Below are 23,134 nucleotides of genomic sequence, written 5' to 3'. Positions count from 1 at the left end.
CGCCGTCACCCGACCGGCCGTCAGCCGAGCCGTCGGGCCGTGTGGCGGGCCGACGGATCGCGGGTCAGGCTGCTGCCAGTGAAGCCAGCCCGCCCCAAGGAGTCCGCGCATGGTCCGATGTCTCGCCCCGGTCCTCACGACCGCTGCCTCGCTGGCCCTGGCGCTCGTCGCCGCTCCCGCGGCTGGAGCCGATACCGGCGAAGCCGCGCTCGCCCGCGCCCTCACGTACGAGGCCACCGCCCGGTTCCACCAGCACTCCAACGCGGTGAAGGCCGGCTACGTGCCGGACAAGTACTGCGTGGCCAACCGGGCGGGGCCGGGGGCGCTCGGCTACCCGCACTTCAACCACTCGCTCGACAATTCCCTCGACCCGGCGAAGCCCGCCGCACTATTCTACGAGGACGACGGGCACGGGGGCAAACGCCTCGTCGGGGTCCAGTGGCTGGTCTACGACCGTGACCAGGACACGGCGACGGACGACGACCGGCCCACCTTGTTCGACACCCCCTTCCAGGGCCCGCAGCGCGGCAACTTCCCGGGCCAGCCGGTCCACTACGCCCTGCACCTGTGGCTCTGGAAGAAGAACCCCATGGGCGCGTTCCAGACGTACAACCCGAAGGTGACCTGCCTTCCCGGCACCACCCGTCCGAAGCCGTCCACCTGAAGCCGTCCACCTGACGGTCAACGGGCGGCGGCGCGGGCGGGTCAGCTGCCGACGTACGCCGCGAGGTGCTCGCCGGTGAGGGTGGAGCGGGCGGCGACGAGGTCGGCGGGTGTGCCCTCGAAGACGATCCGGCCACCGTCGTGGCCGGCGCCGGGGCCGAGGTCGATGATCCAGTCGGCGTGCGCCATGACCGCCTGGTGGTGCTCGACGACGATGACCGACTTGCCCGAGTCGACGAGCCGGTCGAGCAGGCCGAGCAGTTGCTCGACGTCGGCCAGGTGCAGTCCGGCGGTCGGCTCGTCGAGGACGTAGACGCCGCCCTTCTCGGCCATCTGGGTGGCCAGCTTGAGCCGCTGCCGCTCGCCGCCGGACAGCGTGGTGAGCGGCTGGCCGATGTTGAGGTAGCCGAGCCCGACGTCGGCGAGCCGGCCCAGGACGCGGTGCGCGGCCGGCGTGTGCGCCTCGCCGGCACCGAAGAACTCCTCGGCCTCGGTCACCGACATCGCGAGCACCTCGCTGATGTCGCGGCCGCCGAGGTGGTAGTCCAGCACCGCTGCCTGGAACCGCTTCCCCTCGCACTCCTCGCACGGGGTGGCGACGCCGGCCATCATCGCCAGGTCGGTGTAGATGACGCCGGCGCCGTTGCAGGTGGGGCAGGCGCCCTCGGAGTTGGCGCTGAACAGCGCCGGCTTCACGCCGTTGGCCTTGGCGAACGCCTTGCGGATCGGGTCGAGCAGTCCGGTGTACGTCGCCGGGTTGCTCCGGCGCGAGCCGCGGATGGCGCCCTGGTCGATCGACACCACACCTTCGCCGGAAGGGATCGAGCCGTGCACGAGCGAGCTCTTGCCGGAGCCGGCGACGCCGGTGACGACGCAGAGCACCCCGAGCGGGATGTCGACGTCGACGTCGCGCAGGTTGTGCGTCGTCGCACCGCGGATCTCCAGCGTGCCGGTGGGCTTGCGTACCGCCTCCTTGACCGCGGCCCGGTCGTCGAAATGGCGGCCGGTGACGGTGCCGCCGGACCGCAGTCCCTCGACGGTGCCCTCGAAGCAGACGGTGCCGCCCGCCGTACCGGCGCCGGGGCCGAGGTCCACGACGTGGTCGGCGATCGCGATCGCCTCGGGCTTGTGCTCGACGACGAGCACCGTGTTGCCCTTGTCCCGCAGCCGCAGCAGCAGGTCGTTCATCCGCTGGATGTCATGGGGGTGCAGGCCGATGGTGGGCTCGTCGAAGACGTACGTCGTGTCGGTGAGCGAGGACCCGAGGTGGCGGATCATCTTCACGCGCTGCGCCTCGCCGCCCGACAGCGTGCCCGACGGCCGGTCGAGCGAGAGGTAGCCGAGGCCGATCTCCGCGAACGAGTCGAGGGTCCCCCGCAGCGCGGCGAGCAGCGGCGCCACCGACGGCTCGTCGAGGCCGCGGACCCATTCGGCCAGGTCGCTGATCTGCATCGCGCAGGCGTCGGCGATGTTGATCTTGCCGATCCGTGACGACCGGGCCGCCTCGCTGAGCCGGGTGCCGTCGCACTCGGGGCACGTGGTGAAGGTGACCGCCCGCTCCACGAACGCCCGGATGTGCGGCTGCATCGCCTCCTTGTCCTTGGACAGGAACGACTTCTGGATCTTGGGGATCAGCCCCTCGTAGGTGAGGTTGACGCCCTCGACCTTCACCTTGGTCGGCTCCCGGTAGAGGAAGTCCTGCATCTCCCTCTTGGTGAACTTGCGGATCGGCTTGTCCGGGTCGAGGAGGCCCGACTCGGCGTAGACCCGCACGGTCCAGAAGCTGTCCGACTTCCAGCCGGGGATGGTGAACGCGCCCTCGGCGATCGACTTGGAGTCGTCGTAGAGCTGGGTGAGGTCGATGTCGGAGACCGTGCCCCGGCCTTCGCAGCGCGTACACATGCCGCCGGTGCGGGTGAAGGTCCGCTTCACGGTCCTGGTCTTGTCCGCGCCCCGTTCGACCGTGACCGCACCGCTCGCCCGGACCGAGGCGACGTTGAAGGAGAACGCGTTGGGCGAGCCGATGTGCGGCTTCCCGAGCCTGCTGAAGAGGATGCGCAGCATCGCGTTGGCGTCGGTGGCGGTGCCGACCGTGGAGCGCGGATCGGCGCCCAGCCGCTGCTGGTCGACGAGGATCGCGGTCGTCAGCCCTTCGAGTACGTCGACCTCCGGCCGCGCCAGTGTCGGCATGAAGCCCTGCACGAAGGCGCTGTAGGTCTCGTTGATCAGCCGCTGCGACTCCGCGGCGATCGTGCCGAACACCAGCGAGCTCTTGCCCGACCCTGAGACACCGGTGAACACCGTCAGCCGGCGCTTCGGGATCTCGATGCTGACGTCCTTGAGGTTGTTCACGCGCGCGCCGTGCACGCGGATCAGGTCGTGGCTGTCGGCAACGTGCTGCGCAGGCGGCCGCGTGTCCGTCCTCGTGGCCTTGCTCATCGTGTCTCCATCCGTTGCGCGGGGCCGCCCGTCGCGGTCTCCGTCGGCGTCGCCTGGCTCGATCCAACCAGTCTCAGGCAGTAGGTCCGGTTTTCCTTCGCTTCGGCACGTGGAGCCTCTGGGCCCCGGCGCCGGGGCTCATCGGTCCTGGAGCAGCCCGAGGACGTTGCCGTCGGGGTCGGTGACGGTGGCCACCAGGCGGCCGCCGCCGACGTCGTGCGCGGGCTCCTTCACGGTGGCACCCGCGGCGGTCACCTCGGCGAGCTTCGCCTCGAGGTCCGGCACGTGCCAGTAGGCCACCGGTGAGGTCATGCCCTGCGCCGCACCGCCGGGCACCAGCCCGATGTGCTGGCCCGCGGCCTCGAAGCCGACGTAGTAGGACTCGTCGGTCTGCGGCGACACGCCGAGCAGGGCGGCGTACACGCCCTTGGCCTTCGCCAGGTCGGAAACGGGATGCAGAACGGTCTTGATCCCCTGGGTGGAAGAGCTGGTCATGATCACTCCTGAAGTGGTGGGGTGAGGGAGGCGGACCACCACTCGCGTGAGCGGTGATGCCCATGGCCTTCACGCTAGCTGCGGCTCGGGGGCCGACGCTTCTCCATTCCTGATCGGTTGGAGGGCGGCCCGGCTCAGTAGGTGACGATGATCCGGCGTGCTGGGCCGTCCACCCGGATTCGTCCTCCGACGGGTAAGGCGGGCGGCCCGATGAAACTCCCGATGTTGCAGCGCATGGCCTGGTTCACCGCGGCGACCGCGCTGGTGACGGTGCTCGGCACCGCCCCGGCGGGCGCGGCCGGCGAATGGCAGAAGGTGGGCGGCGACGCCCGCGGCGGTGTCAGCGGCCTGGCGTTCGAAGGCCGTACCGAAGACGGAGCAGGGGTGCACGTGCTGGTCGTGCACGACAACAAGCGGTCCGGGCAGCCGCGTCTGTCCCGGATCAGCCACCGGGAGGGCGCCGACGGAATCTCCCCGATCACCTGGGACGGGGCGGAACCCCAGGACCTGGAGGCCGTCGAAGCCATCCCCGGGATGCCGGGGGAGTACCTGGCGGTCGTCGGCCGCGGCATCGTCTACCGCCTGAAGGTCACCGGGTCCACGGCGACGGTCGTCGACTACGCGCCGCTGCCGGCGATCGGCGAGGGCGACGACTTCGAGAGCCTTGCGGTCGTCGCCCAGAACGGGAAGCTCGCCGCCCTGTGGGCGGACCGGGGAGCCGGCGCGGATCGTCCCGCCACGCTGTACGCGGCGCCCCTGACGTTCGCGCCGTGGGGGCAGCCGTTGTTCGGCGCCGTGACGCGCCGGGCCTACCGGGCGGCGTACCCGACCGACGACGGCTCGCGGCACATCTCCGACATCTCGGTGACCGACTCCGGCCGGATCATCGTGAGTTCGGCGGCGGACGCCGGTGACGACGGCCCGTTCGACTCCGCGGTGAGCGAGGCGGGCCGGGTGACCGTGTCCGCCGCGGGCCGGGTACGGGTCACGCCCGCGTCGTCCCCGACCGTTCTCGGGACGTTCCCGGGGTACAAGGTCGAGGGGGTGGAGTGTCTGCCCGGGTCCGCCGACGCCCTCCTGGGAACCGACGACGAGAACGCCGGCGGATACGTGCGGAACATGCCGTTCTGCGGAGCCTGACCCCGGCCGCCGAACACCACCCGCCGGTGATCAGGTGCAGGCCGGCTCTCCGTTGTGGAACGAGCGGCGGTAGCTGTCTGGCGGGACCCCGACGATCCGTTTGAACTGGCGCCGAAGTGTCGTGGCGGTACCCATGCCGGTGGCGAGGGCGACCGCCTCGATCGTCTCGTCGGTGGCCTCCAGCAGCTCCTGGGCGCGACGTACGCGCTGGGCTATGAGCCACTGGATCGGCGTCTGCCCGATCACCGAGTGGAACTGCCGTCCGAGATTGCGCGGGCTCGTGTTCGCCTGCCGCGCCATGTCGGTCACGGTCAGCGGCTGGTCCAGCCGTTGCCGGACCCAGGCGAGCAACTGGGCCAGCGTGTGGTCGCCCGTGACCTGCATCGGCGTGGCCACGAACTGGGCCTGACCGCCGGGCCGGTGTGGCGGCATGACGAGGCGGCGGGCGACCGAGTTGGCGATGGCGGCGCCGTGGTCGAGGTGGATGAGATGGAGGCAGAGGTCGACGGCGGCGGCCTTGCCGGCGGCCGTGAGCACGCTGCCGTTGTCCGTGTACAGCACGTCCGGGTCGACCACGGCCCGCGGATGGCGTGCGCTCAGCTCCGCGGCGTGCGCCCAGTGGGTGGTGGCCCGCCGGCCGTCCAGCAGGCCCGCGGCGCCGAGTACGAACGCTCCGGTGCACAGGGAGGCGACCCGGGCACCCGCCGCGTGGGCCGCGCGTACGGCTTCGATCACTTCCGGCGGCGGCGGATCATCGATGTCGGCGCAGGCGGGCACGATCACGGTGTCGGCGCCGATCACGCGCTCCAGCCCGTGGTCGGGCTCGACCACGAACGGGCCGACCCGCACCGGCCCGGGCCCGCAGAGCAGTACGTCGTACCAGCCCTGCGTGGCTTCGCGCGGGGGATTGCCGAAGATCTCGTAGGCCACCCCCAGCTCGAAGTGGAGCAGGTGACCGGCGGTCAGCAGCGCGACAGTGGGCATGTCCGAAAGTGTACGTGTGCTGTCGTTCCGGACCATCACGGCCGGGGCCCGCCCGCGGCGAGACTGGACTCGTCAGCACATCGAGATGCGGGGGAACCATGAGTACAGCGGCTGCGGTTGTGGTCTACGGGGCGACGGGGCACACCGGTCGTTTCATCGTCGCCGAACTGCGAAGGCGTGGCTTGGCCACTGTCGTCTCCGGCCGTGACGCGGCTCAGTTGGAGGTGCTGGCGGCCGAGTGGCCGGGTGTGGTGGTGCGGCCGGCCACCGTGGACGACGCGAGTTCACTTGACCGGGCCCTCGCCGGCGCGGCGGCCGTCGTCAACTGCGCCGGACCGTTCGCGGTGACGGGAGGCCCGGTCGTCGAGGCAGCCCTGCGCGCGGGGATCCCGTACGTCGACGTCGCGGCGGAGATCGAGGCGAACGTCTCGATGTTCGCCGACCATGCGGAAGCAGCCCGGAAGGCGGCCGTCCCCGTGGTGCCGGCGATGGCCTTCTACGGTGGACTGGGTGACCTGCTGGTGACCGCGGCGATGGGGGAGTGGACTGCCGCGGACGTGGTGCACGTCGCGTACGGGCTGACCAGCTGGCATCCCACACCGGGCACCCGGGCGGCGGGTCAGGTGTCGCATGAGCGTCGCGCGGGCCGCCGGGTGCGGTTCGCGGACGGCGCGCTGCAGTACCACGACGACAAGGCATCGGAGCAGGACTGGTTCTTTCCGGAGCCGCTGGGCCGACGAGCGGTGATCGCGGAGTTCACCATGGCCGATGTCGTCACCGTTCCCAGCCACTTGGCCGTGCCCGAAGTCCGCACCCACATGACCGTCGAAGCCGCGAGGGACTTGGCCGAGGAGAGCACGCCGGCGCCGGAGCCGGTCGACGCCCTGGGGCGGTCGGACCAGACGTTCGTCGTCGACGTCCTGGTCAGGGCGGGTGGCGTCGAGCGCCGCGCCACGGCGCGCGGCCAGGACATCTACGCCGTCACCGCACCGCTGGCGGTGGAGGCCGTCGAGCGAATCCTGGCCGGGCGCACGAGGACGACGGGCGTGGCCTCGGCCGGCGCCATGTTCGACGCGGCGGACTTCCTCCGGGCGCTGGCCCCGTACCTGTCGGTCGAACTCCCGCACTGACCGTCCACGGGGCTTTCAGACCCCGCCGCCGAAGTCCCAGGCTTCGATGTCGCGGTAGCGGATGGGGCCGGGGCCGCGGCTGAAGTTGCTGCCGACCAGGTGCAGGCGTTCGGCTTGCCAGGGGCGGCCGGTGAACGCGGCGAGGGCGGCCGCGGCTTCCACCGTGCTGGAGGGATCGTTGCGGCGGGCGCGGGCCAGCGTCAGATGGGGGCGCAGCGGCCGGGCTTCGAAGGCGACGCCGCATTCCTCGGCCACGGTGCGCACCTCGGTGGCGAGGAGGTGAAGCCCTTCGAGGTCTCCGTCGATCCCGCTCCACAGCACCCGCTCGTCGAAGTGACCGCCGCCGCGCAGGGCCAGTCGTAGGGGTCGGCGTGTGGCCGCGAGGTCGGCGAGGGGCGGCTGCAGGAGGGGAACGGCCGTCACCGGGAGTTCGCCGAGGAACGCCAGGGTGATGTGCCAGTCCTCGATGCGGTTCCAGCGCATGCGCGGGTACGCGTCGTAGGCGGGCCGCAGCTCGCGTGCCAGCTCTTCCTTCGCGTCGTCGGGCGGGGCGAGGGCGATGAACACGCGCACCGTCGAGACCTGGATATGTTCGTTCACGTGGGACTTCGTACCGCTCTCGGGTGGTTCGGTCATGTGCTGTTCCGTACGGGCTGTGGGGCTGGGGGCCAGTCCGGGGCCGGGTCTTCGTCGAGAAGCGGCCGGATGGCGCCCAGCACGGCGCCGATGCACACGTCGCGCAGTTCGACGCGGGTGCAGGTTTCCTCGGTGAGCCAGTCCACGCACAGCACCTGGACGAACACCAGCCAGCTCTTCAGGACACCCGACACGGCCTCCCGGGTGCCGTCGTCGGCGAGCGGCAGCACGCCGAGCAACCGTTCGCGCAGGGCGTCCAGTTCGTCGGCGATGATCGTCTGGACCAGGCGGTCGCCGGCCAGTACCCGGTTCGCCGCCAGGACGGTGTGGCGGTTCTCCGCGAAGTACTCGATATGGGCGTCCAAGCCCTCGACGAGCTGCTCGACCAGGCTGTCGGCGGGGTCGAGCCGTGTCTTGGAGAGCAGTTGCTCGGCCACCTGCTGGTAGAGGGCGGCGAAGAGGTCGCGCTTGCCGGGGAAGTGCTGGTAGAGCAGCGCGCGGGAGACCCCGGCGCGCACGGCGACGTCCTCCATCAGCACGTCGTCGTAGGGGTGCGCGGCGAAAAGCTGCGCGGCGACGGCGAGGAGCTGCGCGCGGCGTTCGGCGGGGCTGAGCCGCTGACGGGGAGACACGGGGGCATGTTACTTGACATGGGTCTACTAGTTGACCGTAGCCTGGTGGACGCATGTCTACTAGCGGAGGGGCGGTGGCTGACCATGACCAGGGTCAAGGTGCTTCGGGGGCTCGTACGGACGATGGGGTACGCCTGCGTGGCGATCGGACTCTTCCACGTGCTGCTCGGCAACGCCGCGATCCCGGGCGCGGGTTCGGCCGGCCCGACGGTCGACAGCCTTGGTCGGTTCCTCGGTGCGGTCTTCGCCGGGTACGGCCTCGGCTGGCTCTGGGCAGCACGGCAGTCGCCGATCCCCGCGAGGGCGGTGCGATGGCTGGCCGGGGTGTTCCTGCTGGGTGCGCTCGGGCGGCTGCTGTCCCTGGCCGTGCTCGGGTGGCCGCACTGGTTCCAGGTGGTGCTGGCGGTCGTCGAACTGGTGCTGTCGCCGCTGTTCTTCTGGCTGGCGGATGCCGAGGAGAAGGCGCTCGGGGTCCGGGTCCAGGCCCGGGTCCAGGGCGAAGGCGTATGACGGAGCGCCGTGGGCGAGCCGGTCGAACTCCCGGGGGCCCGGCGGTCGCTGCGTGATCCGGAGGCCGTGGGCGGCGCGCGGCCGCCGCTCAGGGGGCGGCCGGCCCGTCACCGGCCGCACGCGCACGCGCCTCCCCCGCGCGGGGGAGCATGATCGTCCGCGCGGCCGACGCCCTGTTGCCGGGGTTCGGCGACGGTGGACTCATGCCGATCAACCTTTCTCTGGGCGACACCGAGCGTCCGGTCCCGCGTTGGGCGCTCCGACTCGCGAAGGCCCTTCCGTTCATCGTCCTGCCGCACTGCCTGTGGCGGCTGCCGTTCGCCTTCAACTTCTCGATGGGCATGGTCGATCCGTTGGCACCGCCGTTCCCGTGGTGGGGCACGCCGTACGTCTTCGGGCTGAGCGTGCTCACCGAGGCACTGGCCCTGCTCTGCACCGGCCTGGTCAGCGGGTGGGGCGAGAAGGTCCCGGACCGGGTGCCGCTGATCGGCGGCCGGCGGGTCGCGCCGCTCGCCGCGATCATTCCCGCGACCTTGGGCGGACTGGGCCTGGTCGCGATGTGGGACACCATGCCGCTCGCCTGGTTCGGTCTGCTGGGCTTCCACGAGATCGGCTTCAGCAACGGGTGGTGGATGGTCCTGGCGCGTGTGTGCATCAGCCCGGCGATGCTGTGGGGCCCGATCGTGCTCGCCCTCACCTACGCCTACTACCGACGTCGCCGAGCTGCCTGACTCCGCAGGCCGGAACGCGTGTACGTCAGCGGATCTCGGCCGTGCGGGTCCTCGCGGAGGCAGCGGCCAGGCCCGGACACCCCCTAGCATCGCGGTCATGGTGAACCTGGGGGAGGGCGGCCGCGCGGAGGCGTTCTCCGCACACTGGCGTGTCAGCGTGGTCGGCCACGCGCGGAGAACCGGCCGTCCGCCGTACGAGCAGTACGGTGCCGGAGACGTCCGGCCGCTCGCCTCGCGGGACGGTCTGCGCATCCACGGCGGGGTGGGGCGCGTCCGCTGCGTCGATGCCTCGGGCCGCACCCGATGGACCCACCACTGCGAGGGCCGGCCCAACGCCGCCCACATCACCGGAGGCCGGGTCCTGGTCACCACGGACTCGCTCGAGTACACCCCCTGGGGCCACCTCGGCCCGGCCCTGCTGCTCGACCTGTCGGACGGTACCCAGATCGCCGAACTGCGCGGCGAGCGCGGTGCGGCCCTCCGCGGCGGCCGCTTCCTGCTCGGCCTGGAGGGCTACGACTTCTTCGACACCTGGGAGTACGACCGCGGCGGTGTCCTGACCGATTCCTGGCGCAGCTACGGCCACTACGTCGTCGGCACCGGCATCCGGGTCGTCGAGACCGACCGCAACATTCCGACCGGCAGCCGGGTGGTCCGCCTGCTGCCCGGCGGCGTCGTCGAACGCGGCCCGCACCTGACCAGCCCCACGGCCCCGCGTCCGCTCGTCCTGGAGGACGGCACCATCCTCGTCCTCGACGCGGGGGTGCTGCGCGCCGTTGACCGCGGACTCGGCGCCACGGTCCTCGCGGAGCTCCTGCCCTCCGCGTCCGACGAAGCCTCCGGCCGCACAGAGGCTCTGCGCCGCGACGGCGAGTACATCACCGCGGTCATCGCCGAGCCGCACCCCGGTCGCCCGAGCCGGCACACCGTCCACACCTGGACCATGACCCTCCATCCACCCCGCACCTGACGCCGAACCCACCAGGGAAGTCACGTGCCCGGCGAGCTGGAGGACTCCGCCGTCGGGATGCCGAGGGCGGACATGAAGGCCGCGGCGGCAGGGGAGGGAGGGAAGCGACTCCAGATGAGGTGCTCCACGCGGGCGGGAGCGTCGCGGAGCTGGAGGACGGACAGATCGGGGAGTTCGAACACGAAGGCGGCGGGCAGCATTCCGATGCCCAGGCCCTGTCGGATCAGGCGAGCCATGAAGTCCACGGTCGTCACTTCGAAGGCGACCTCGCGCCGGACTCCGGCCGCTGCGAACGCCTCGTCCGACTGGACCCGCGCAGCGGTGCCCGGAGGGAAGTCGACGAACGGTTCGTCCGGCAGCTGCCGCAGGCCCACGGATTCCTTGTCCGCCAGCGGGTGGCCGGGCGCCACCACGGCGACGAGGTCACCGCGCGCCAGTTCGCGGCCGCGTACGCCCTCGGGGCGTACCCCCAGGGGAAGCCCCAGGAAGGCGGCGTCCAGCGTGCCCTGCCGCACCCGCTCGATCAGCTCCTCGCTCGCGCCCGCGCGGAGGCTGATCCGTACCTCCGGATGGCGCGAGTGGAATTGCTTCAGCGCAGCCGGGAGGTCGACCGCCACGACGGTGGGGATGGCGCCGATGGCGAGCCGGCCCCGGATCTCCCCGACGGCGGCCGCCACTTCGGCGCGGGCTCGTTCTGCTGCGTCGAGAGCCTGACGGGCCGCGGGGAGGAACGCCTCGCCGGCGGGGGTCAGCCGGACGCGGCGGCTGGTGCGGTCGAACAGCTTGGCGCCCAACTCGCGTTCCAGGCGGGCGATCTGGTGACTCGGCGCGGACCGGACGACCAGGCACTGCTCGGCGGCGCGGGTGAAGTTGCTCGTCTCCGCGACAGCGACGACGCGCTCTGGGTCCTGGAGCGAGTGATCACCAACCGCGCGAAGGGCGGTGAAGCCCGCCGCCCGGGCCGGCATCCGGTCGGACCGGCCACGGGTTCCTGACGTCCATGCGGGGCCGGCGCGGGCTCAGCCGGCCGTCGGTCGTGTGGCCGGCTGCGGCCGGGGAGCCTCCACCGGCTTCCTCTGCGGCGGTGGTGTCCTCGGCGGGTACGACGGCGGGACCTTGGGCCCCTTGGCCTCCGGAGTGGTCAACTGGTCCTCCCGAAAACAGAACTCACGCGTTCTGCCCCAGCCTGGCAGGCCCCCTCGAAGGCAGGAGGCGAAATCAGATCTTCGCGTGCGGCGGCACCGCGACGAGCTCCGTTCCCCGCCGGGAACGGTGTCTCAGGTGAAGGCCCCCGCGCGCGCCGCAGCCACGGCTGCTCGTACCGCCCGCTCCGCCGCGGCTTCGTCGAGGGGGGCGCCGGTGGTCAGGAACCGGTAGTAGAGCGGGGCCGAGACCGCGCGGATCACTTCTTCGGCGTCGGTGCCCGCCGGCAACTCGCCCCGTTCGACGGCCTGCCGGACGCAGGGCGCCCACTCCGTGACGCGTACCTCGTAGAACCGGTGCAGGGCCTCGGCCGTCCTCTCGTCGGTCGTGGCCGCGGCGATCACCGCCTTGAACAGCGGGCCCTGGCGGGAGTCCGCCAACGTGCGCCGTACGAGCTCGGCGTTGGCCCGGAGATCGTCGAGCAGCGAGCCCGTCTCGGTGTGCGGCAGCGATTGCTCGGCCATGTCCGTCAGCAGGTCGGCGACAAGGGCGGCCACCGTTCCCCAGCGGCGGTACACGGTCGTCTTCCCCACCTCGGCACGCCGCGCGACCTCGCCAAGATCCAGTCCGTGGAAGCCCGCCTCGGCCAGGGTGTCCCCGGCCGCTTGCAGCACCGCCGCCCGAACCCGTGCCGTACGCCCCCCGGGACGTACGGTCCCCGGATCGGGATCTCTGGTCGCCATAACGGGTCTCCGGTTCCATTAGTCGTCGTTCGCTGTTACGTTGTATCCACCTTAAAGGGTCTGTGGTGCTGTTAACGCTCGCTGGAGGGATTCGTCATGGAATACAGGCAGCTCGGTGCGTCCGGTCTCAAGGTTCCCGCTCTGAGCTTCGGGGCCGGCACGTTCGGCGGCCAGGGGCCGCTGTTCGGCGCCTGGGGTACTACGGACGCGCAGGAGGCGCGCCGGCTCGTGGACATCTGCCTCGAAGCGGGCATCACGATGTTCGACACCGCTGATGTCTACTCGGCGGGAGCGTCGGAGGAGGTGCTGGGGGAGGCGATCAGGGGCAGGCGGGACCGGGTGCTCCTGTCGACCAAGACCGGCCTGCCGACGGGCGACGGGCCGGGGGATGCCGGGTCGTCCCGTTCGCGCCTGATCAAGGCGACGGAGGACGCCCTGCGCCGGCTCGGCACCGACTACATCGATCTCTTCCAGATGCACGCCTTCGACGCCGGTACTCCGGTCGAGGAGGTGCTCTCCGCGCTCGACCAGCTGGTGCGGGCCGGCAAGATCCGGTACGTCGGCGTGTCCAACTTCGCGGGCTGGCAGCTGATGAAGTCCCTCGCCGCGGCCGACGAGGGCGGCTTTCCCCGGTACGTGGCGCACCAGGTCTACTACTCGCTCGTCGGCCGCGACTACGAATGGGAGCTGATGCCCCTCGGCCACGACCAGGGCGTCGGCGCGATGGTCTGGAGCCCCCTGGGCTGGGGGCGCCTGACGGGGAAGGTGCGCCGGGGCCTGGCGCTGCCGCCGGAGAGCCGGCTCCACCAGACCGCCGACTACGGGCCGCCGGTGGAGGACGCGTACCTCTTCGACGTCGTCGACGCGCTCGACGAGGTGGCGAAGGACACCGGCAGGACGATTCCGCAGGTGGCCATCAACTGGCTGCTGCAGCGTCCCACCGTGTCCTCCGTCATCATCGGCGCGCGCAACGAGGAACAACTCCGCCAGAACATCGGCGCGGTCGGCTGGACGCTGACGGCCGAGCAGACGGCGCGGCTCGACGCGGCGAGTCACAAGCCGGCGCCGTACCCGTACTTCCCGTACGAGCGGCAGGAGGGCTTCGCGCGCCTCAACCCGCCGATGATCTCCACCGCGTTCCAGCCGGCGTCATGACGTCGCCGCAGCCGCAGCCGGAGCCGCAGGCGTTGCCGCAGCCGTGCGCCGCGCGAGCGCGTCCGAGGTCCTGACCGTGATGTAGAGGGAAGCCGCGAGGGCGAGGACGAGAACGGCGCCCATGGCGAAGACGCTGCCGCTCGACACGGCCGGGGGGCTGCCCGCCTCGGAACGGGCCGAGCCGCCCAGGAAGGGGACGACGGCCAGGACGGCGATCCCGAGGGCCACCTCGGCCCAGACCACCTTCGGGAAGTGTCGCAGCGTCAGGTGCAGGAGGGAGGACGTGGCATCGTCGCGGCGGGCCCGGGCGATACGGGGCATGAGCCAGAACTGGTTGACGCCGCCGGCCGCGACCATGCCGAGGACCAGCAGGATCTTGACGAGCAGGAAGAGTCCGTAGGTCGTCGTCCAGAGCTGGCTGATGGAGCCTACGTGCTTCCAGCTCATCCACAGGCCGGAGGTGAACACCGCGCCGACACAGACCAGGGCGACGAAGGCGAAGCGGCGCCAGACGTCGGCCCACAGCGCGCCCGCGTTCTCACTCATCCGGCTGCGGCCGCCGGCGAGGGCGGCGAGCAGGGCCAGACCGCCGACCCAGACCACGCCGCTGACGATGTGGGTCTGTGTGAACACGAGGTCCAGCCACTTGTCCGCGTCCTTCGGCTTGGTGGCCGGAACCGCTGCGACGAGCGTCACCGCGAGGCTCAGGGGCAGGGCGGTCAGCGCGAGGGCGTTCACGTGCCGGCGCGCTCGGGGAAGGAACAGCGAGATCAGGACGACGGACGCGAGGACCAGTACGAGGTTCTGGACCAGGTAGATCGTGCCCTGCGCGACCCAGGCCCCCTTCGCCGCCGGCGCGAGCAGGAAGTCCCAGATCCGTCCCGGCGCGAGAGCGTCACCGAACGGCATGCCCTTGCCGGCCCGGGCCAGGCGGGCGGCGAGCTGGAAGTAGCCCGCGACCAACAGCACCACCCCCGCCCAGGCGAGGTACCCGGCCGTTCTTCGTCTCATGACGTCGACGTCACCGCTGTTGTTCTCCGGTGCGCGCAGGGCGGGGCGGATGGACGCCGCGTAGGTCACCGTGGCGCCGATGGCTCCGGACATGCCGATGAAGTAACCGGACTTGGTGAGGATGCGCCACAGCGGAGGCACGGTGTAGCCGGCCTCGGCGGCCAGAGGTATGGAGATCATAAGGGCAGGCTAACCTAAGCGACTCTGCATCTCGTGGGCCCCCCATGTACATGACCAAACCGTGATCTCGGGCCGCCGGTCGGCTGCCGGCGCCCGGCCCTCGCCGCGGGTGACTGCCGACGGGCCTTGTCGAACGGGAGGAGATGTGAAGACCCCGCGAGAGCTCTGTGAGGAGTTCGGGTCGCCCTGCGAGTTCACTTCGGCGCATCCCTCATAACCGCGTGGAGAACGGCTTGTGGCATCGGTCCAACTCATTGGTAACTTTCCCGCGAAACCCGAGTTCCTGACCTGTGCGATGCTCTGACCAGCCAGAATCCGGCGCAGGACTGATGCTTGAGGGGCGCGTTCGTGAATTCGCGCGGGCGGGGTATGGTCGAGCCCGTTCGCCCGCCCGGATGCCCGTCAAGGCATCAAGTGCGGCATGTGTCAGCAGCTTTGAAGAGATGGGTGTGAATCGCCGGGAATTCCGATAGGGCGAGGGAAATCGGGGCACACTCGGACTCCGCGTCCGAAGACCGACCGAAAGACGTTCGAGGCGAGGCAAACCGATGGATGCTCCGACCAACACGTCGGCCGATGGCCACAGCTCCGGCGGAACGAGTCGGGACGGGGGCTGGTTCGGCCGGAGCCCGGGCAGGGGAACGGCCGGGACCGGCGCGCAGCACCGGGACGTCGAGGACCGAATACCCAGCCGCCCCGTCACGCCGATACGCCCTGTGGGCAGCGGTGCCGACAGAAGCCGTACGGCACCCGAGACGCCCGCGCCTGCTCCGGCGCCCGCGCCTGCTCCGTCGCCCGGGCCGGCCGCGCCCCCGGACCCTGCCCGTGAGTCCGTACCGACGGTCCGTGAGTCCGTACCGGCAGCCCGCGAGTCCGTACCGGCAGCGGAGGACAGACGGACCACGGCGCCCGAGGACACGTCGGACGCCGCGCTGCTGCGCCGCACCATGGCCGAGATCGAGCCGATCGCCGACAAGGTCACGTCGTATTTCTACGCCCTGCTCTTCCTCCGGCACCCGGACCTGCGGGCCCTGTTCCCCGCGGCGATGGACACCCAGCGCGACCGCCTCTTCAAGGCGCTGCTCGCCGCCGCGACACATGTGGACGACGCCGACACCCTGACCGCGTACCTGACCCATCTGGGCCGCGGGCACCGGAAGTACGGCACGCTTCCCGAGCACTACCCGGCCGTCGGGGAGTGCCTCATCGGCGCCCTCTCCCAGTACGCCGAGCGGAGCTGGGGTCCGCGGACCGAGGCCGCCTGGGTGGGTGCCTACACCGCGATCTCCCAGATCATGATCGACGCGGCGGCCCAGGACGAGCTGCGCGCACCCGCCTGGTGGCAGGCGGAGGTGGTCTCCCATGAGATGCGGACGCCCGACATCGCGGTCGTGACGGTCCGGCCCGACGCGCCCTATCCCTTCCTCGCCGGGCAGTACACGGCCCTGGAGACGCCCTGGTGGCCGCGCGTCTGGCGGCACTACTCCTTCGCCTCGGCGCCCCGCTCCGACGGCCTGCTCTCCTTCCACGTCAAGGCCGTGCCGGCGGGCTGGGTCTCCAGCGCCCTCGTGCGCCGCGCCCGCCCGGGGGACGTGATCCGTCTCGGTCCCCCCGCCGGATCCATGACCGTGGACCACAGCACCGACAACGGGCTGCTCTGCCTCGGCGGCGGCACCGGCATCGCGCCCATCAAGGCCCTGATCGAGGACGTGGCCCAGCACGGCCGGAGGCGTTCCGTCCAGGTGTTCTACGGAGCCCGCCGCGACCACGACCTGTACGACATCGACACCATGCTCCGCATGCAGCAGTCGCACCCCTGGCTCTTGGTCCGTCCGGTCGTCGACGACGGCCTCGCCGGCAATCTGTGCGGCCAACTCCCGGACGCGGTCTGCCAGTACGGACCATGGCACACCTACGACGCGTACCTGTCCGGCCCGCCCGGCATGATCCGCCGCGGCGTCGACACCCTGGTGGGCATCGGCATGCCCACGCACCGCATACGGCACGACTCCATCGAGGAACTGGTCGGGGCAAGGAATTGAGCACATCCGAACAGGCCGGCCACCCGCACGTGGCGCCTGTACGCACCACACGTCCGGGCAGTGACGGCGAACACCTGGTCCAGCAGCGCACGGGCACCGCCCAGCGCGCCGACACGTTCTACGCCGAACAGGTCCTCGACCGGCTCAACACCCGGATGCGGGAGTTCGTGGCACGACAGGAGATGTTCTTCCTGGCGACCTCCGACCGGCACGGCGAGTGCGACAACACCTTCCGCGCCGGCCCGCCCGGCTTCCTCCACGTCCTCGACGACCGGACCCTCGCCTACCCCGAGTACCGGGGCAACGGTGTCCAGGCCAGCCTCGGCAACATCGAGGAGAACCCCCACGTCGGCATCCTCGTCGTGGACTTCCTCCGGGACCGCGTCGGGCTCCACGTCAACGGCAGGGCACGGATCGTGGCCGATGACGACATGCGCCGGGCCCACTTCGGGCTCGCGGTCGACGCCGTGCCCGGCCGCCGGGCCCAGGTGTGGGTGGAGATCGCCGTCGAAGAGGCGTACATCCACTGTGCCAAGCACATTCCCCATCTGCAGAAGGTGCCCCCGCGCGGCCGCGGGCGCGCGTGGGGAACGGACGACTTCAAGCGCAAGGGCGGCGACTTCTTCGGAGCCGCCGCCGAAGCGCCGGAGCGAGGTCCGTTCGTGCCCCCGCCCCGCGCGGACCCGGCGACCTGGCGGGCGGAGGCCGAGCGTGCCCTGGAGAGGGCCGAGCAGCGATCCGCCGGGGCCGAGGAGCAGGTGTTCGGCGGCTGGTTCAGACGTCGGTTGCTCCGCTGAGCCGCTCACGCCACCAGTCCACCGTCGCCTTCACCTGCTCATCGACCGGGGTGGCTCGTACCGTGAACTCCGCTTCGTAAGCGCTTGAATCAACGACGAACGGACGGTCGAACTGATAGCGGATCTCCTTCAGTTCGCGGATCAGGGGGGAGAAGACCGAGAGGACGCCCAGGACTGCCGGCGAGAGCCCGCGCACCGCGACCGGGCCCGTTCCGGACCGAGCGGCAAGGCGGTCGACCATCTCCCGGGTCGTCAGCGCGGGTCCCGTCGGGACGTGCCAGGCCCGTCCCCAGGCCCGTTCCTCACCCGCGACCTCGACCAGGGCCCTGGCCACATCAGGGAGGTAGCTCCAGCTGTGCGGGGCGTCCGGATCCCCGAGCGTGGTGACCGGCTTGCCGCGCAGCAGCCGTGGCATGACCCGCGCGGCCAGGTGCCCGCCGTCGGTCACGCCCGGCCCGAAGAAGTCCGAGGCCCGCACCTCGACCGCCTTGATACGACCTTGCTCGTGCAGGTTGCGCGCCTGCTCCCACACGGCGGCGCGCACCCTTCCCTTGGGGCCGGTCGCCACGAGTGGCAGCTTCTCGGTCATGGGGCCGTCCACCGGACCGTAGCCGTAGAGATTGCCCAGCATGACCAGGGCGGCCCCGGCCGCCTCGGCCGCCGCGCACGCCGACGAGGCCAGCGGCGGCCATTCACTCGTCCAGCGGTGGTAGGGCGGTGCCGCACAGCTGTAGATCGCGGCCGCGCCCCGCGACGCCTCGATCAGCCGCCGGCTGTCCGTCGCGTCCAACGCGATGTGTTCGATGCCGGGTTCCGGGCGTCGGCCCGATGTGGTGACGACCCGTACGGAGTGCCCCTGCTCGGCCAGCAGCCGAGCGGTGGCCGCCCCGGCGGGCCCGAATCCCATCACGACATGAAGGCTCACGCACGAACACTAGCGCGAGCCCACCGGGCGGCTCCATCCGGTCCTGGTGATTTCGCACATGTGATTGTCCATTCGAACGTCAGGATGGTAGAAAGTAGTCATGGGTGTCGCCAATCGTTTGGATCTGACCCTGCGATTGGTGCAGGGCTCCGACCGGGTTTCCGTGTCGGAGCTCTCCCAGCGTCTGGGCGTGTCGGAGATGACCGTGCGCAGGGACCTCGACGTTCTGGAGGGCCAGGGTCTGCTGCGCCGCGTGCACGGCGGAGCCGTGGCAACGCGCTCGCGGGCGGAGGACGCCGGGTTCGCGGCACGGGAGCCGTGGCAGGCCGCCACCAAGGACCGCCTGGGCGCCGCCGCGGCCGCGCTGGTGGAGCCGGGATCGCGGGTACTGCTGGACGCCGGGACCACGACGGTGCACGTCGCCGAGCACCTGGCGGCCCGGGCCCCGTTGACGGTCGCCGTGCTGAGCCTTCAGGCCGCGGTCTGCCTGGCAGACCGGCCGGGGATCGAGCTCCTGGTCGTGGGCGGCCGCTCCCGTCCCGGCGAGCGTTCCTTCGTCGGACCGCTGGCGCTGCGCACGCTGGAGTCCTTGGCCTTCGACTGCTTCGTCATGTCCATCGGCGGTGTGCACGCCGAGCACGGCTGGTCGGAGTTCTCCCTGGACGACGCCGCCGTCAAACAGGCCGGACTCGCCCGGGCCGCCCGTACCGTCGCGGTGGCGGACGCGACGAAGCTCGGGGTGCGCGCGTTCAGCCGGGTCGCCCCCCTCGACGCCGTGCACCGTTTCGTCACCGACCGAGCCGCCGAAGACGCCGGCACACATCCCAGCGGCCCGCAGACCCTGGACGCCCTGCGTGAGGCGGGCGTCGAGACCGTCCTGGCCTGAACCTCGTCCCCGCCCCCGTACCGAGGAGTGTCCGTCGTGGCCACCGAACCCAGCTCGCTGATGATCCTCGTCGCCGGTCCCTACCGATCGGGCACCGGCGACGACCCGCACAAGCTCGAAGCCAATGTCCGGGCGATGAACCAGACCGCCCTCGTCCTCTTCCGCGCCGGGCACCTCCCCGTCACCGGCGAGGCCCTCGCCCTGCCGCTGATGGAGGCCGCGGGGAGCACCCGGCCCGGCGACCCGCTCTTCCGCGAGATCTTCCACCCCGTCGCCGAGCAACTGCTCACCCGCTGCGACGCCGTTCTGCGGATCGGCGGCCCCTCCGAGGGAGCGGACCGGATGGTCGCCCAGGCCCGCGCCCAGGGCAAGGACGTCTACACCGGTCTCGCCGACGTGCCGGCCGCCCGATGACCGCCGGCCTCGACACCCCCGACCGCCGCGGCCGCACCGGCCTGGACCGGCACGGCCGCGACCTGACCGGCAACCCGCACGTGCGGATCCGCGACGTGGAGGTGCTCTCCTGCGACTGGTACGTCCTGCGCAAGACCACGTTCGACTACGAGCACGGTGACGGGCACGTCAGCCGCGAGCAGCGCGAGACGTACGACCGCGGCGACGGGGCGACGGTCCTGCTCCACAACGCCGACCACCGCACCGTGCTGCTCACCCGCCAGTTCCGCCTGCCCGCTTACGTCAACGGACACCCCGACGGCATGCTCCTGGAAACCGCCGCCGGACTCCTCGACGGCGACAGCCCGCACGAAGCGATCCGCCGAGAAGCAGCCGAAGAGACCGGACACGTCATCGGCACTCCCGAGCACGTCTTCGACGTCTACATGAGCCCCGGCTCCGTCACCGAACGCCTGCACTTCTACGCCGCCCCCTACGACCCGGCGGACACCCCCACCGGGGCGACCGGAATCGCCGCCGAGGGCGAGGACATCACCACCGTCGAACTCGCCTTCGCCGACGCACTCGACATGGTGCGCGACGGCACGATCGCCGATGCGAAAACCATCATGCTGCTCCAATGGGCAGCCCTCGCCGGCCCGTTCCGACCGGCCGGCCCACTCACCCGCCAGAGTTGAGACGGGCCGGGACCGGGCCGCGAGCCGGTCAGTGGACGACGGTGAAGCTGCGCCACGGCAGGGTGTGGGGGGCGGTCACGTTCGACGTGGACTGCGGGACGTAGATTCCGGCGGCTTCCTCGGTCTTCTGGCACATCGGTGTCCGGTAGAGGATGACGTCGGTGTGGCTGTTGTTCTCCACGTGGGCCGCGCCGCGCAGGAGGCCGATCTTGTGGCAGCCCTGGACGGGGGTGTTCGTGTACGTGACCTCGATCGGGGAGTCGTGGGCGCGGAAGCTGAGTGTGCCCAGGGTGGTCTTGCCGGCCGAGCAGGCCGTGGCCGTGAGCAGCAGCAGCGCCGCCCCGGTGATGACGCCGATGTGCCGGAGATGGGACATGGTTCGGTCCTCGTCTGTCCAGTGATGGCTGCCCTTGACCGCAGCCTGGCGTGCCGTGGGCCGGTAGGCATCCGGTGCGCACCCGGTGGGATGACGACCGAAGGAGGGAGGGTGTCCCGCGGCGCCGGGCGCGGGTCGGCTCGGGGTCAGGCGTGGGGTCCTACGGTGACCTTGCCGAGGGTGAGCTCCGCGGTTCCCTCGAGCATCGCGCCCGTACGCTCGACCTGTTCGTCCAGTGCGCGGCGGTGGGCCGCGCTCAGCCGCCCCACCGGCTCCACGGTGAGCGCGATGCGCCGACCTGTACGGCGCTGGTGCCAGACACCGGCGACCGTGCCGCCGACCAGCAGGACCGGGTAGTTGCCGGCCTGGCCGCCGGCCAGGGCGCGGGTGGCCGCGGAGCCGGGGAAGAGCAGCTCGCGCGGGCGGCCGGCGACGACGTAGGCGTCGAAGTAGGGCAGCAGTCGCAAGCCGCGCGCGGGTTCGTCCGGGAAGGTGGTGTCCCCGGCGGCGAGCCATGCCCGGCCGGACGCGAAGGCCGTCTCCTCGATGCGCCCCTCCTGGGAGAGGGAGGCGAAGAGCTCGGCGGCCCAGCCCTTGGGTGCGGCGAGCCAGGCGGCGAAGTCCTCGGCGGTGGCGGGCCCGTAGGCGCGCAGATAGCGGTTCACAAGCTCGTGAAGCGACCGGGTGGGGGAGGCGGGGGTGCAGCCGGGATTGGTGTACGTGACCCTGCGCCCCCGGTCGCGGCCGAAAGCCAGCGCTCCGCGGTGGGCGGCGGCGTGTGTGACCTGGCGCCAGCGCGGCCACATGGTCTGGAAGGCGGGCATGACCGGGTCCGCGGCCCAGGATCCGGTCCGCGCCACGATCGCCTCGGTGAGCTCGTCCACCGTCAGTTCGGCGCCGGTCAGCGCGTCGCCGATCGCGGCGATCACCTCGTCCGTCTGGGCGGCCGTCATCCGGGCCTCGGGGCCGAAGGGGCTGGGGCGCGCGGGCAGGGCGGAGAGGGCCCCGGTCCACCAGGGCAGGTCCTGGGCGGGCAGCAGATGGATGGTGCCCCGCGGCCCGAAGGTCTTGACCAGCGTGCCCGGTCGCGGCCCCTCGCGAGGGTTCTGTCCTCGGGCCGGCCCTTCTGCGCCGGTGAGCGCATCGCGTACGTCCGTGCGGGTCGCGCCGTCCAGGCGTAGCGCGATGGAGAGTTCCGCCGCGGACGCCACCTGGGCGTGCGCGCCGAGCATCCGCCCGGCGATGTCGGCGGGCGAGGTCCCGGCGGTCGTGGCGGGGGCGAGGAGTCCTTGCCGGTCCATCCGGCGGGCGCTCGCGGCGGTCCAGGACACCGGCATCGTCTGCATGGGGCCACGCTACGACTCGGCGGACGGGCACGCCTGAGCCCGCGGCGGAGCGGTTGCTGCGCCACCGGGTGCGGCCGGTCGGGCCGGCGGCAGGGGAGGGGCCTGCACGATGCGCGGGCAGGAGCCCGCGGGGCGTGTCCCGAGGGTGATCTTCTCTGCCGACCGGGTGAGGGAGCGTGTCGGCCGTGGCCGGTGTCCCCGGGTTCCGGCACGGTGGTCGCGGCCGTCCGCAGGCGGCGGCCCGAGGACGGAAGTACGTGTGAGGGGCTGTGCATGGCCGAGAAGGAAACCTCCCCCACCACCCGCCGCGCGGTGCTGCTGGCCGCCGGGTCGGCCGCGGTCGGCGCGCTGACCGCGGCCTGCGGCACTTCCGCAGTGGCGCTGCGCACGGCGCCGCAGCAGACTTCGGAGCCCGCGTCCCCACCTCCGGGAACGCCCACTCCGGGCTGTGTCCTCACCACGGAGTGGGGCACCGGACCGTACTACCTGGACCTCGACCGGGTCCGGTCGGACATCACGGACGGCCGCGAAGGCGTGCCGTTGCGCCTGGACCTGACCGTGGTCCGGGTCTCCGGAGGGTGCCGTCCGCTCAAGGGCATCGCCATCGACGTGTGGCATGCCGACGCCCAAGGCACCTACTCGAGCGGCCAGGACGTGTTCCTGCGCGGCACGCAGGTCACCGACAGTGCGGGCAGGTGCGTCTTCCGCACGATCGTGCCCGGCTGGTACGCGGGACTGGCCCCGCACATCCACTTCAAGGTGCGTCGCCCCGACACCCGTACCGAGACCTCGTCGCAGCTCTTCTTCCCCGAGGACCTGCTGCGCCGGCTGTACGCCAAGCAGCCCTACGCGCGCCGCCCGGTGCCGGAGCACCCCAACGCCCGGGACGACCGCTACCGGGACTCCGGAACCGCCTTGACCCTGGCCCCCGTACCCGATGGCGCCGGCTACCGGGCCGCGTACACCGTGGGGATCGACTGAGCCGTGCGGCCCCTGCCCGCGGGCGCGGCTCCGGAGGGTGACTCGGCGGCGCCCGGTGCATCCCCCGGCCGAAGTGCCGGGAAGGGATGCCCAGGACCCACCAACCGGGCGCGCGGTCCGCGCGGCCG

Annotated in this window: 24 protein-coding genes; 13 read left to right on the top strand and 11 right to left on the bottom strand. The window is 71.7% G+C overall.

Going from position 1 to position 23,134, the window contains the following annotated elements:
* Nucleotides 1-109: 109 nt before the first annotated feature.
* On the top strand, nt 110-664 hold the full coding sequence (locus tag ACGFYQ_RS36010; RefSeq protein WP_393750502.1) for a hypothetical protein: 555 nt from the start codon (nt 110-112) through the stop codon (nt 662-664).
* A 41-nt stretch (nt 665-705) separates the two neighbouring features.
* Here the strand turns inward: ACGFYQ_RS36010 and ACGFYQ_RS36005 are convergent, their stop codons facing one another.
* Both ACGFYQ_RS36005 and ACGFYQ_RS36000 read right to left on the bottom strand, forming a co-directional pair.
* The gene (locus tag ACGFYQ_RS36005; RefSeq protein ID WP_393750500.1) at nt 706-3,102 is read right to left on the bottom strand and encodes an ATP-binding cassette domain-containing protein; all 2,397 of its coding nucleotides are present in this window, start codon (nt 3,100-3,102) and stop codon (nt 706-708) included.
* Between the two features lie 138 nt (nt 3,103-3,240).
* Nucleotides 3,241-3,597, bottom strand: a complete 357-nt coding sequence (locus ACGFYQ_RS36000; RefSeq protein WP_393750498.1) for a VOC family protein — start codon at nt 3,595-3,597, stop codon at nt 3,241-3,243.
* 210 nt (nt 3,598-3,807) lie between these two features.
* Between ACGFYQ_RS36000 and ACGFYQ_RS35995 the strand changes: the two genes are divergently transcribed.
* Nucleotides 3,808-4,737 carry a hypothetical protein gene (locus ACGFYQ_RS35995; protein WP_393750496.1) on the top strand — a complete coding sequence of 310 codons (930 nt, stop codon included), beginning with the start codon at nt 3,808-3,810 and terminating at the stop codon, nt 4,735-4,737.
* A gap of 30 nt (nt 4,738-4,767) precedes the next feature.
* Here ACGFYQ_RS35995 and ACGFYQ_RS35990 read toward each other — a convergent pair whose 3' ends face one another.
* Nucleotides 4,768-5,721: a helix-turn-helix domain-containing protein gene (locus ACGFYQ_RS35990; protein WP_393750494.1), complete on the bottom strand. Its 954-nt coding sequence runs from the start codon at nt 5,719-5,721 to the stop codon at nt 4,768-4,770.
* 98 nt (nt 5,722-5,819) lie between these two features.
* Here ACGFYQ_RS35990 and ACGFYQ_RS35985 point away from each other — a divergent pair, with 98 nt between their 5' ends.
* A complete protein-coding gene (locus ACGFYQ_RS35985) occupies nt 5,820-6,851 on the top strand; it encodes a saccharopine dehydrogenase family protein (RefSeq protein WP_393750492.1) in 1,032 nt (343 codons plus the stop codon).
* Nucleotides 6,852-6,866: 15 nt separating this feature from the next.
* Here ACGFYQ_RS35985 and thpR read toward each other — a convergent pair whose 3' ends face one another.
* Entirely contained in the window at nt 6,867-7,487 is a 621-nt protein-coding gene (gene thpR / locus ACGFYQ_RS35980) for an RNA 2',3'-cyclic phosphodiesterase (RefSeq protein WP_393750490.1), read from the bottom strand.
* Nucleotides 7,484-8,119, bottom strand: coding sequence for a TetR/AcrR family transcriptional regulator (locus tag ACGFYQ_RS35975; protein ID WP_393750488.1), 636 nt, complete (start codon nt 8,117-8,119; stop codon nt 7,484-7,486). Before ACGFYQ_RS35975 ends, thpR begins: the two co-directional genes overlap by 4 nt.
* A gap of 84 nt (nt 8,120-8,203) precedes the next feature.
* Here ACGFYQ_RS35975 and ACGFYQ_RS35970 point away from each other — a divergent pair, with 84 nt between their 5' ends.
* From ACGFYQ_RS35970 to ACGFYQ_RS35960, 3 genes are all read left to right on the top strand, one after another.
* A complete protein-coding gene (locus ACGFYQ_RS35970) occupies nt 8,204-8,629 on the top strand; it encodes a DUF4345 domain-containing protein (RefSeq protein ID WP_393750486.1) in 426 nt (141 codons plus the stop codon).
* A gap of 203 nt (nt 8,630-8,832) precedes the next feature.
* Nucleotides 8,833-9,360, top strand: a complete 528-nt coding sequence (locus tag ACGFYQ_RS35965) for a hypothetical protein (protein ID WP_393750484.1) — start codon at nt 8,833-8,835, stop codon at nt 9,358-9,360.
* A 97-nt stretch (nt 9,361-9,457) separates the two neighbouring features.
* Nucleotides 9,458-10,330 (top strand): hypothetical protein, encoded by an 873-nt coding sequence (locus ACGFYQ_RS35960; protein WP_393750482.1) that lies wholly within the window; start codon nt 9,458-9,460, stop codon nt 10,328-10,330.
* Between the two features lie 20 nt (nt 10,331-10,350).
* Here ACGFYQ_RS35960 and ACGFYQ_RS35955 read toward each other — a convergent pair whose 3' ends face one another.
* The gene (locus ACGFYQ_RS35955) at nt 10,351-11,298 is read right to left on the bottom strand and encodes a LysR substrate-binding domain-containing protein (RefSeq protein ID WP_393750480.1); all 948 of its coding nucleotides are present in this window, start codon (nt 11,296-11,298) and stop codon (nt 10,351-10,353) included.
* Nucleotides 11,299-11,607: 309 nt separating this feature from the next.
* Entirely contained in the window at nt 11,608-12,216 is a 609-nt protein-coding gene (locus ACGFYQ_RS35950) for a TetR/AcrR family transcriptional regulator (RefSeq protein WP_393750478.1), read from the bottom strand.
* Nucleotides 12,217-12,312: 96 nt separating this feature from the next.
* Between ACGFYQ_RS35950 and ACGFYQ_RS35945 the strand changes: the two genes are divergently transcribed.
* Nucleotides 12,313-13,371 (top strand): aldo/keto reductase, encoded by a 1,059-nt coding sequence (locus ACGFYQ_RS35945; RefSeq protein WP_393750476.1) that lies wholly within the window; start codon nt 12,313-12,315, stop codon nt 13,369-13,371.
* On the opposite strand, the gene ACGFYQ_RS35940 is transcribed toward ACGFYQ_RS35945, so the two are convergent.
* On the bottom strand, nt 13,366-14,562 hold the full coding sequence (locus tag ACGFYQ_RS35940; RefSeq protein WP_393750474.1) for a copper resistance D family protein: 1,197 nt from the start codon (nt 14,560-14,562) through the stop codon (nt 13,366-13,368). The genes ACGFYQ_RS35945 and ACGFYQ_RS35940 overlap by 6 nt on opposite strands.
* Nucleotides 14,563-15,110: 548 nt before the next feature.
* On the opposite strand from ACGFYQ_RS35940, the gene ACGFYQ_RS35935 reads away from it, so the two are divergent.
* Complete coding sequence (locus ACGFYQ_RS35935) at nt 15,111-16,604, top strand: globin domain-containing protein (RefSeq protein ID WP_393750472.1); 1,494 nt, start codon at nt 15,111-15,113, stop codon at nt 16,602-16,604.
* The gene (locus ACGFYQ_RS35930; protein ID WP_393750470.1) at nt 16,601-17,401 is read left to right on the top strand and encodes a pyridoxamine 5'-phosphate oxidase family protein; all 801 of its coding nucleotides are present in this window, start codon (nt 16,601-16,603) and stop codon (nt 17,399-17,401) included. The genes ACGFYQ_RS35935 and ACGFYQ_RS35930 overlap by 4 nt, the downstream gene beginning before the upstream one ends.
* On the opposite strand, the gene ACGFYQ_RS35925 is transcribed toward ACGFYQ_RS35930, so the two are convergent.
* The gene (locus tag ACGFYQ_RS35925) at nt 17,379-18,326 is read right to left on the bottom strand and encodes an NAD-dependent epimerase/dehydratase family protein (RefSeq protein WP_393750468.1); all 948 of its coding nucleotides are present in this window, start codon (nt 18,324-18,326) and stop codon (nt 17,379-17,381) included. The two genes, ACGFYQ_RS35930 and ACGFYQ_RS35925, sit on opposite strands and share 23 nt — an antisense overlap.
* Before the next feature lie 100 nt (nt 18,327-18,426).
* Between ACGFYQ_RS35925 and ACGFYQ_RS35920 the strand changes: the two genes are divergently transcribed.
* Genes ACGFYQ_RS35920 through ACGFYQ_RS35910 form a run of 3 tightly spaced genes read left to right on the top strand, consistent with a single transcriptional unit; the run spans nt 18,427 to nt 20,303 of the window.
* Nucleotides 18,427-19,212 carry a DeoR/GlpR family DNA-binding transcription regulator gene (locus ACGFYQ_RS35920; protein WP_393750466.1) on the top strand — a complete coding sequence of 262 codons (786 nt, stop codon included), beginning with the start codon at nt 18,427-18,429 and terminating at the stop codon, nt 19,210-19,212.
* Between the two features lie 60 nt (nt 19,213-19,272).
* Nucleotides 19,273-19,626 (top strand): DUF4406 domain-containing protein, encoded by a 354-nt coding sequence (locus ACGFYQ_RS35915; RefSeq protein WP_393750548.1) that lies wholly within the window; start codon nt 19,273-19,275, stop codon nt 19,624-19,626.
* Nucleotides 19,623-20,303 (top strand): NUDIX domain-containing protein, encoded by a 681-nt coding sequence (locus ACGFYQ_RS35910; protein ID WP_393750464.1) that lies wholly within the window; start codon nt 19,623-19,625, stop codon nt 20,301-20,303. Before ACGFYQ_RS35915 ends, ACGFYQ_RS35910 begins: the two co-directional genes overlap by 4 nt.
* A gap of 28 nt (nt 20,304-20,331) precedes the next feature.
* Here ACGFYQ_RS35910 and ACGFYQ_RS35905 read toward each other — a convergent pair whose 3' ends face one another.
* Complete coding sequence (locus tag ACGFYQ_RS35905; protein ID WP_393750462.1) at nt 20,332-20,679, bottom strand: hypothetical protein; 348 nt, start codon at nt 20,677-20,679, stop codon at nt 20,332-20,334.
* A gap of 146 nt (nt 20,680-20,825) precedes the next feature.
* The gene (locus ACGFYQ_RS35900; RefSeq protein ID WP_393750460.1) at nt 20,826-22,025 is read right to left on the bottom strand and encodes a winged helix DNA-binding domain-containing protein; all 1,200 of its coding nucleotides are present in this window, start codon (nt 22,023-22,025) and stop codon (nt 20,826-20,828) included.
* 273 nt (nt 22,026-22,298) lie between these two features.
* Between ACGFYQ_RS35900 and ACGFYQ_RS35895 the strand changes: the two genes are divergently transcribed.
* Nucleotides 22,299-23,006 (top strand): intradiol ring-cleavage dioxygenase, encoded by a 708-nt coding sequence (locus ACGFYQ_RS35895; protein ID WP_393750458.1) that lies wholly within the window; start codon nt 22,299-22,301, stop codon nt 23,004-23,006.
* Nucleotides 23,007-23,134 lie beyond the last annotated feature (128 nt).

This window comes from Streptomyces sp. NPDC048258 (assembly GCF_043201995.1).
Lineage (GTDB): Bacteria > Actinomycetota > Actinomycetes > Streptomycetales > Streptomycetaceae > Streptomyces.
The sequence above is the reverse complement of the archived record's forward strand: the minus strand, read 5'-3'. Positions and strand labels throughout refer to the sequence as shown.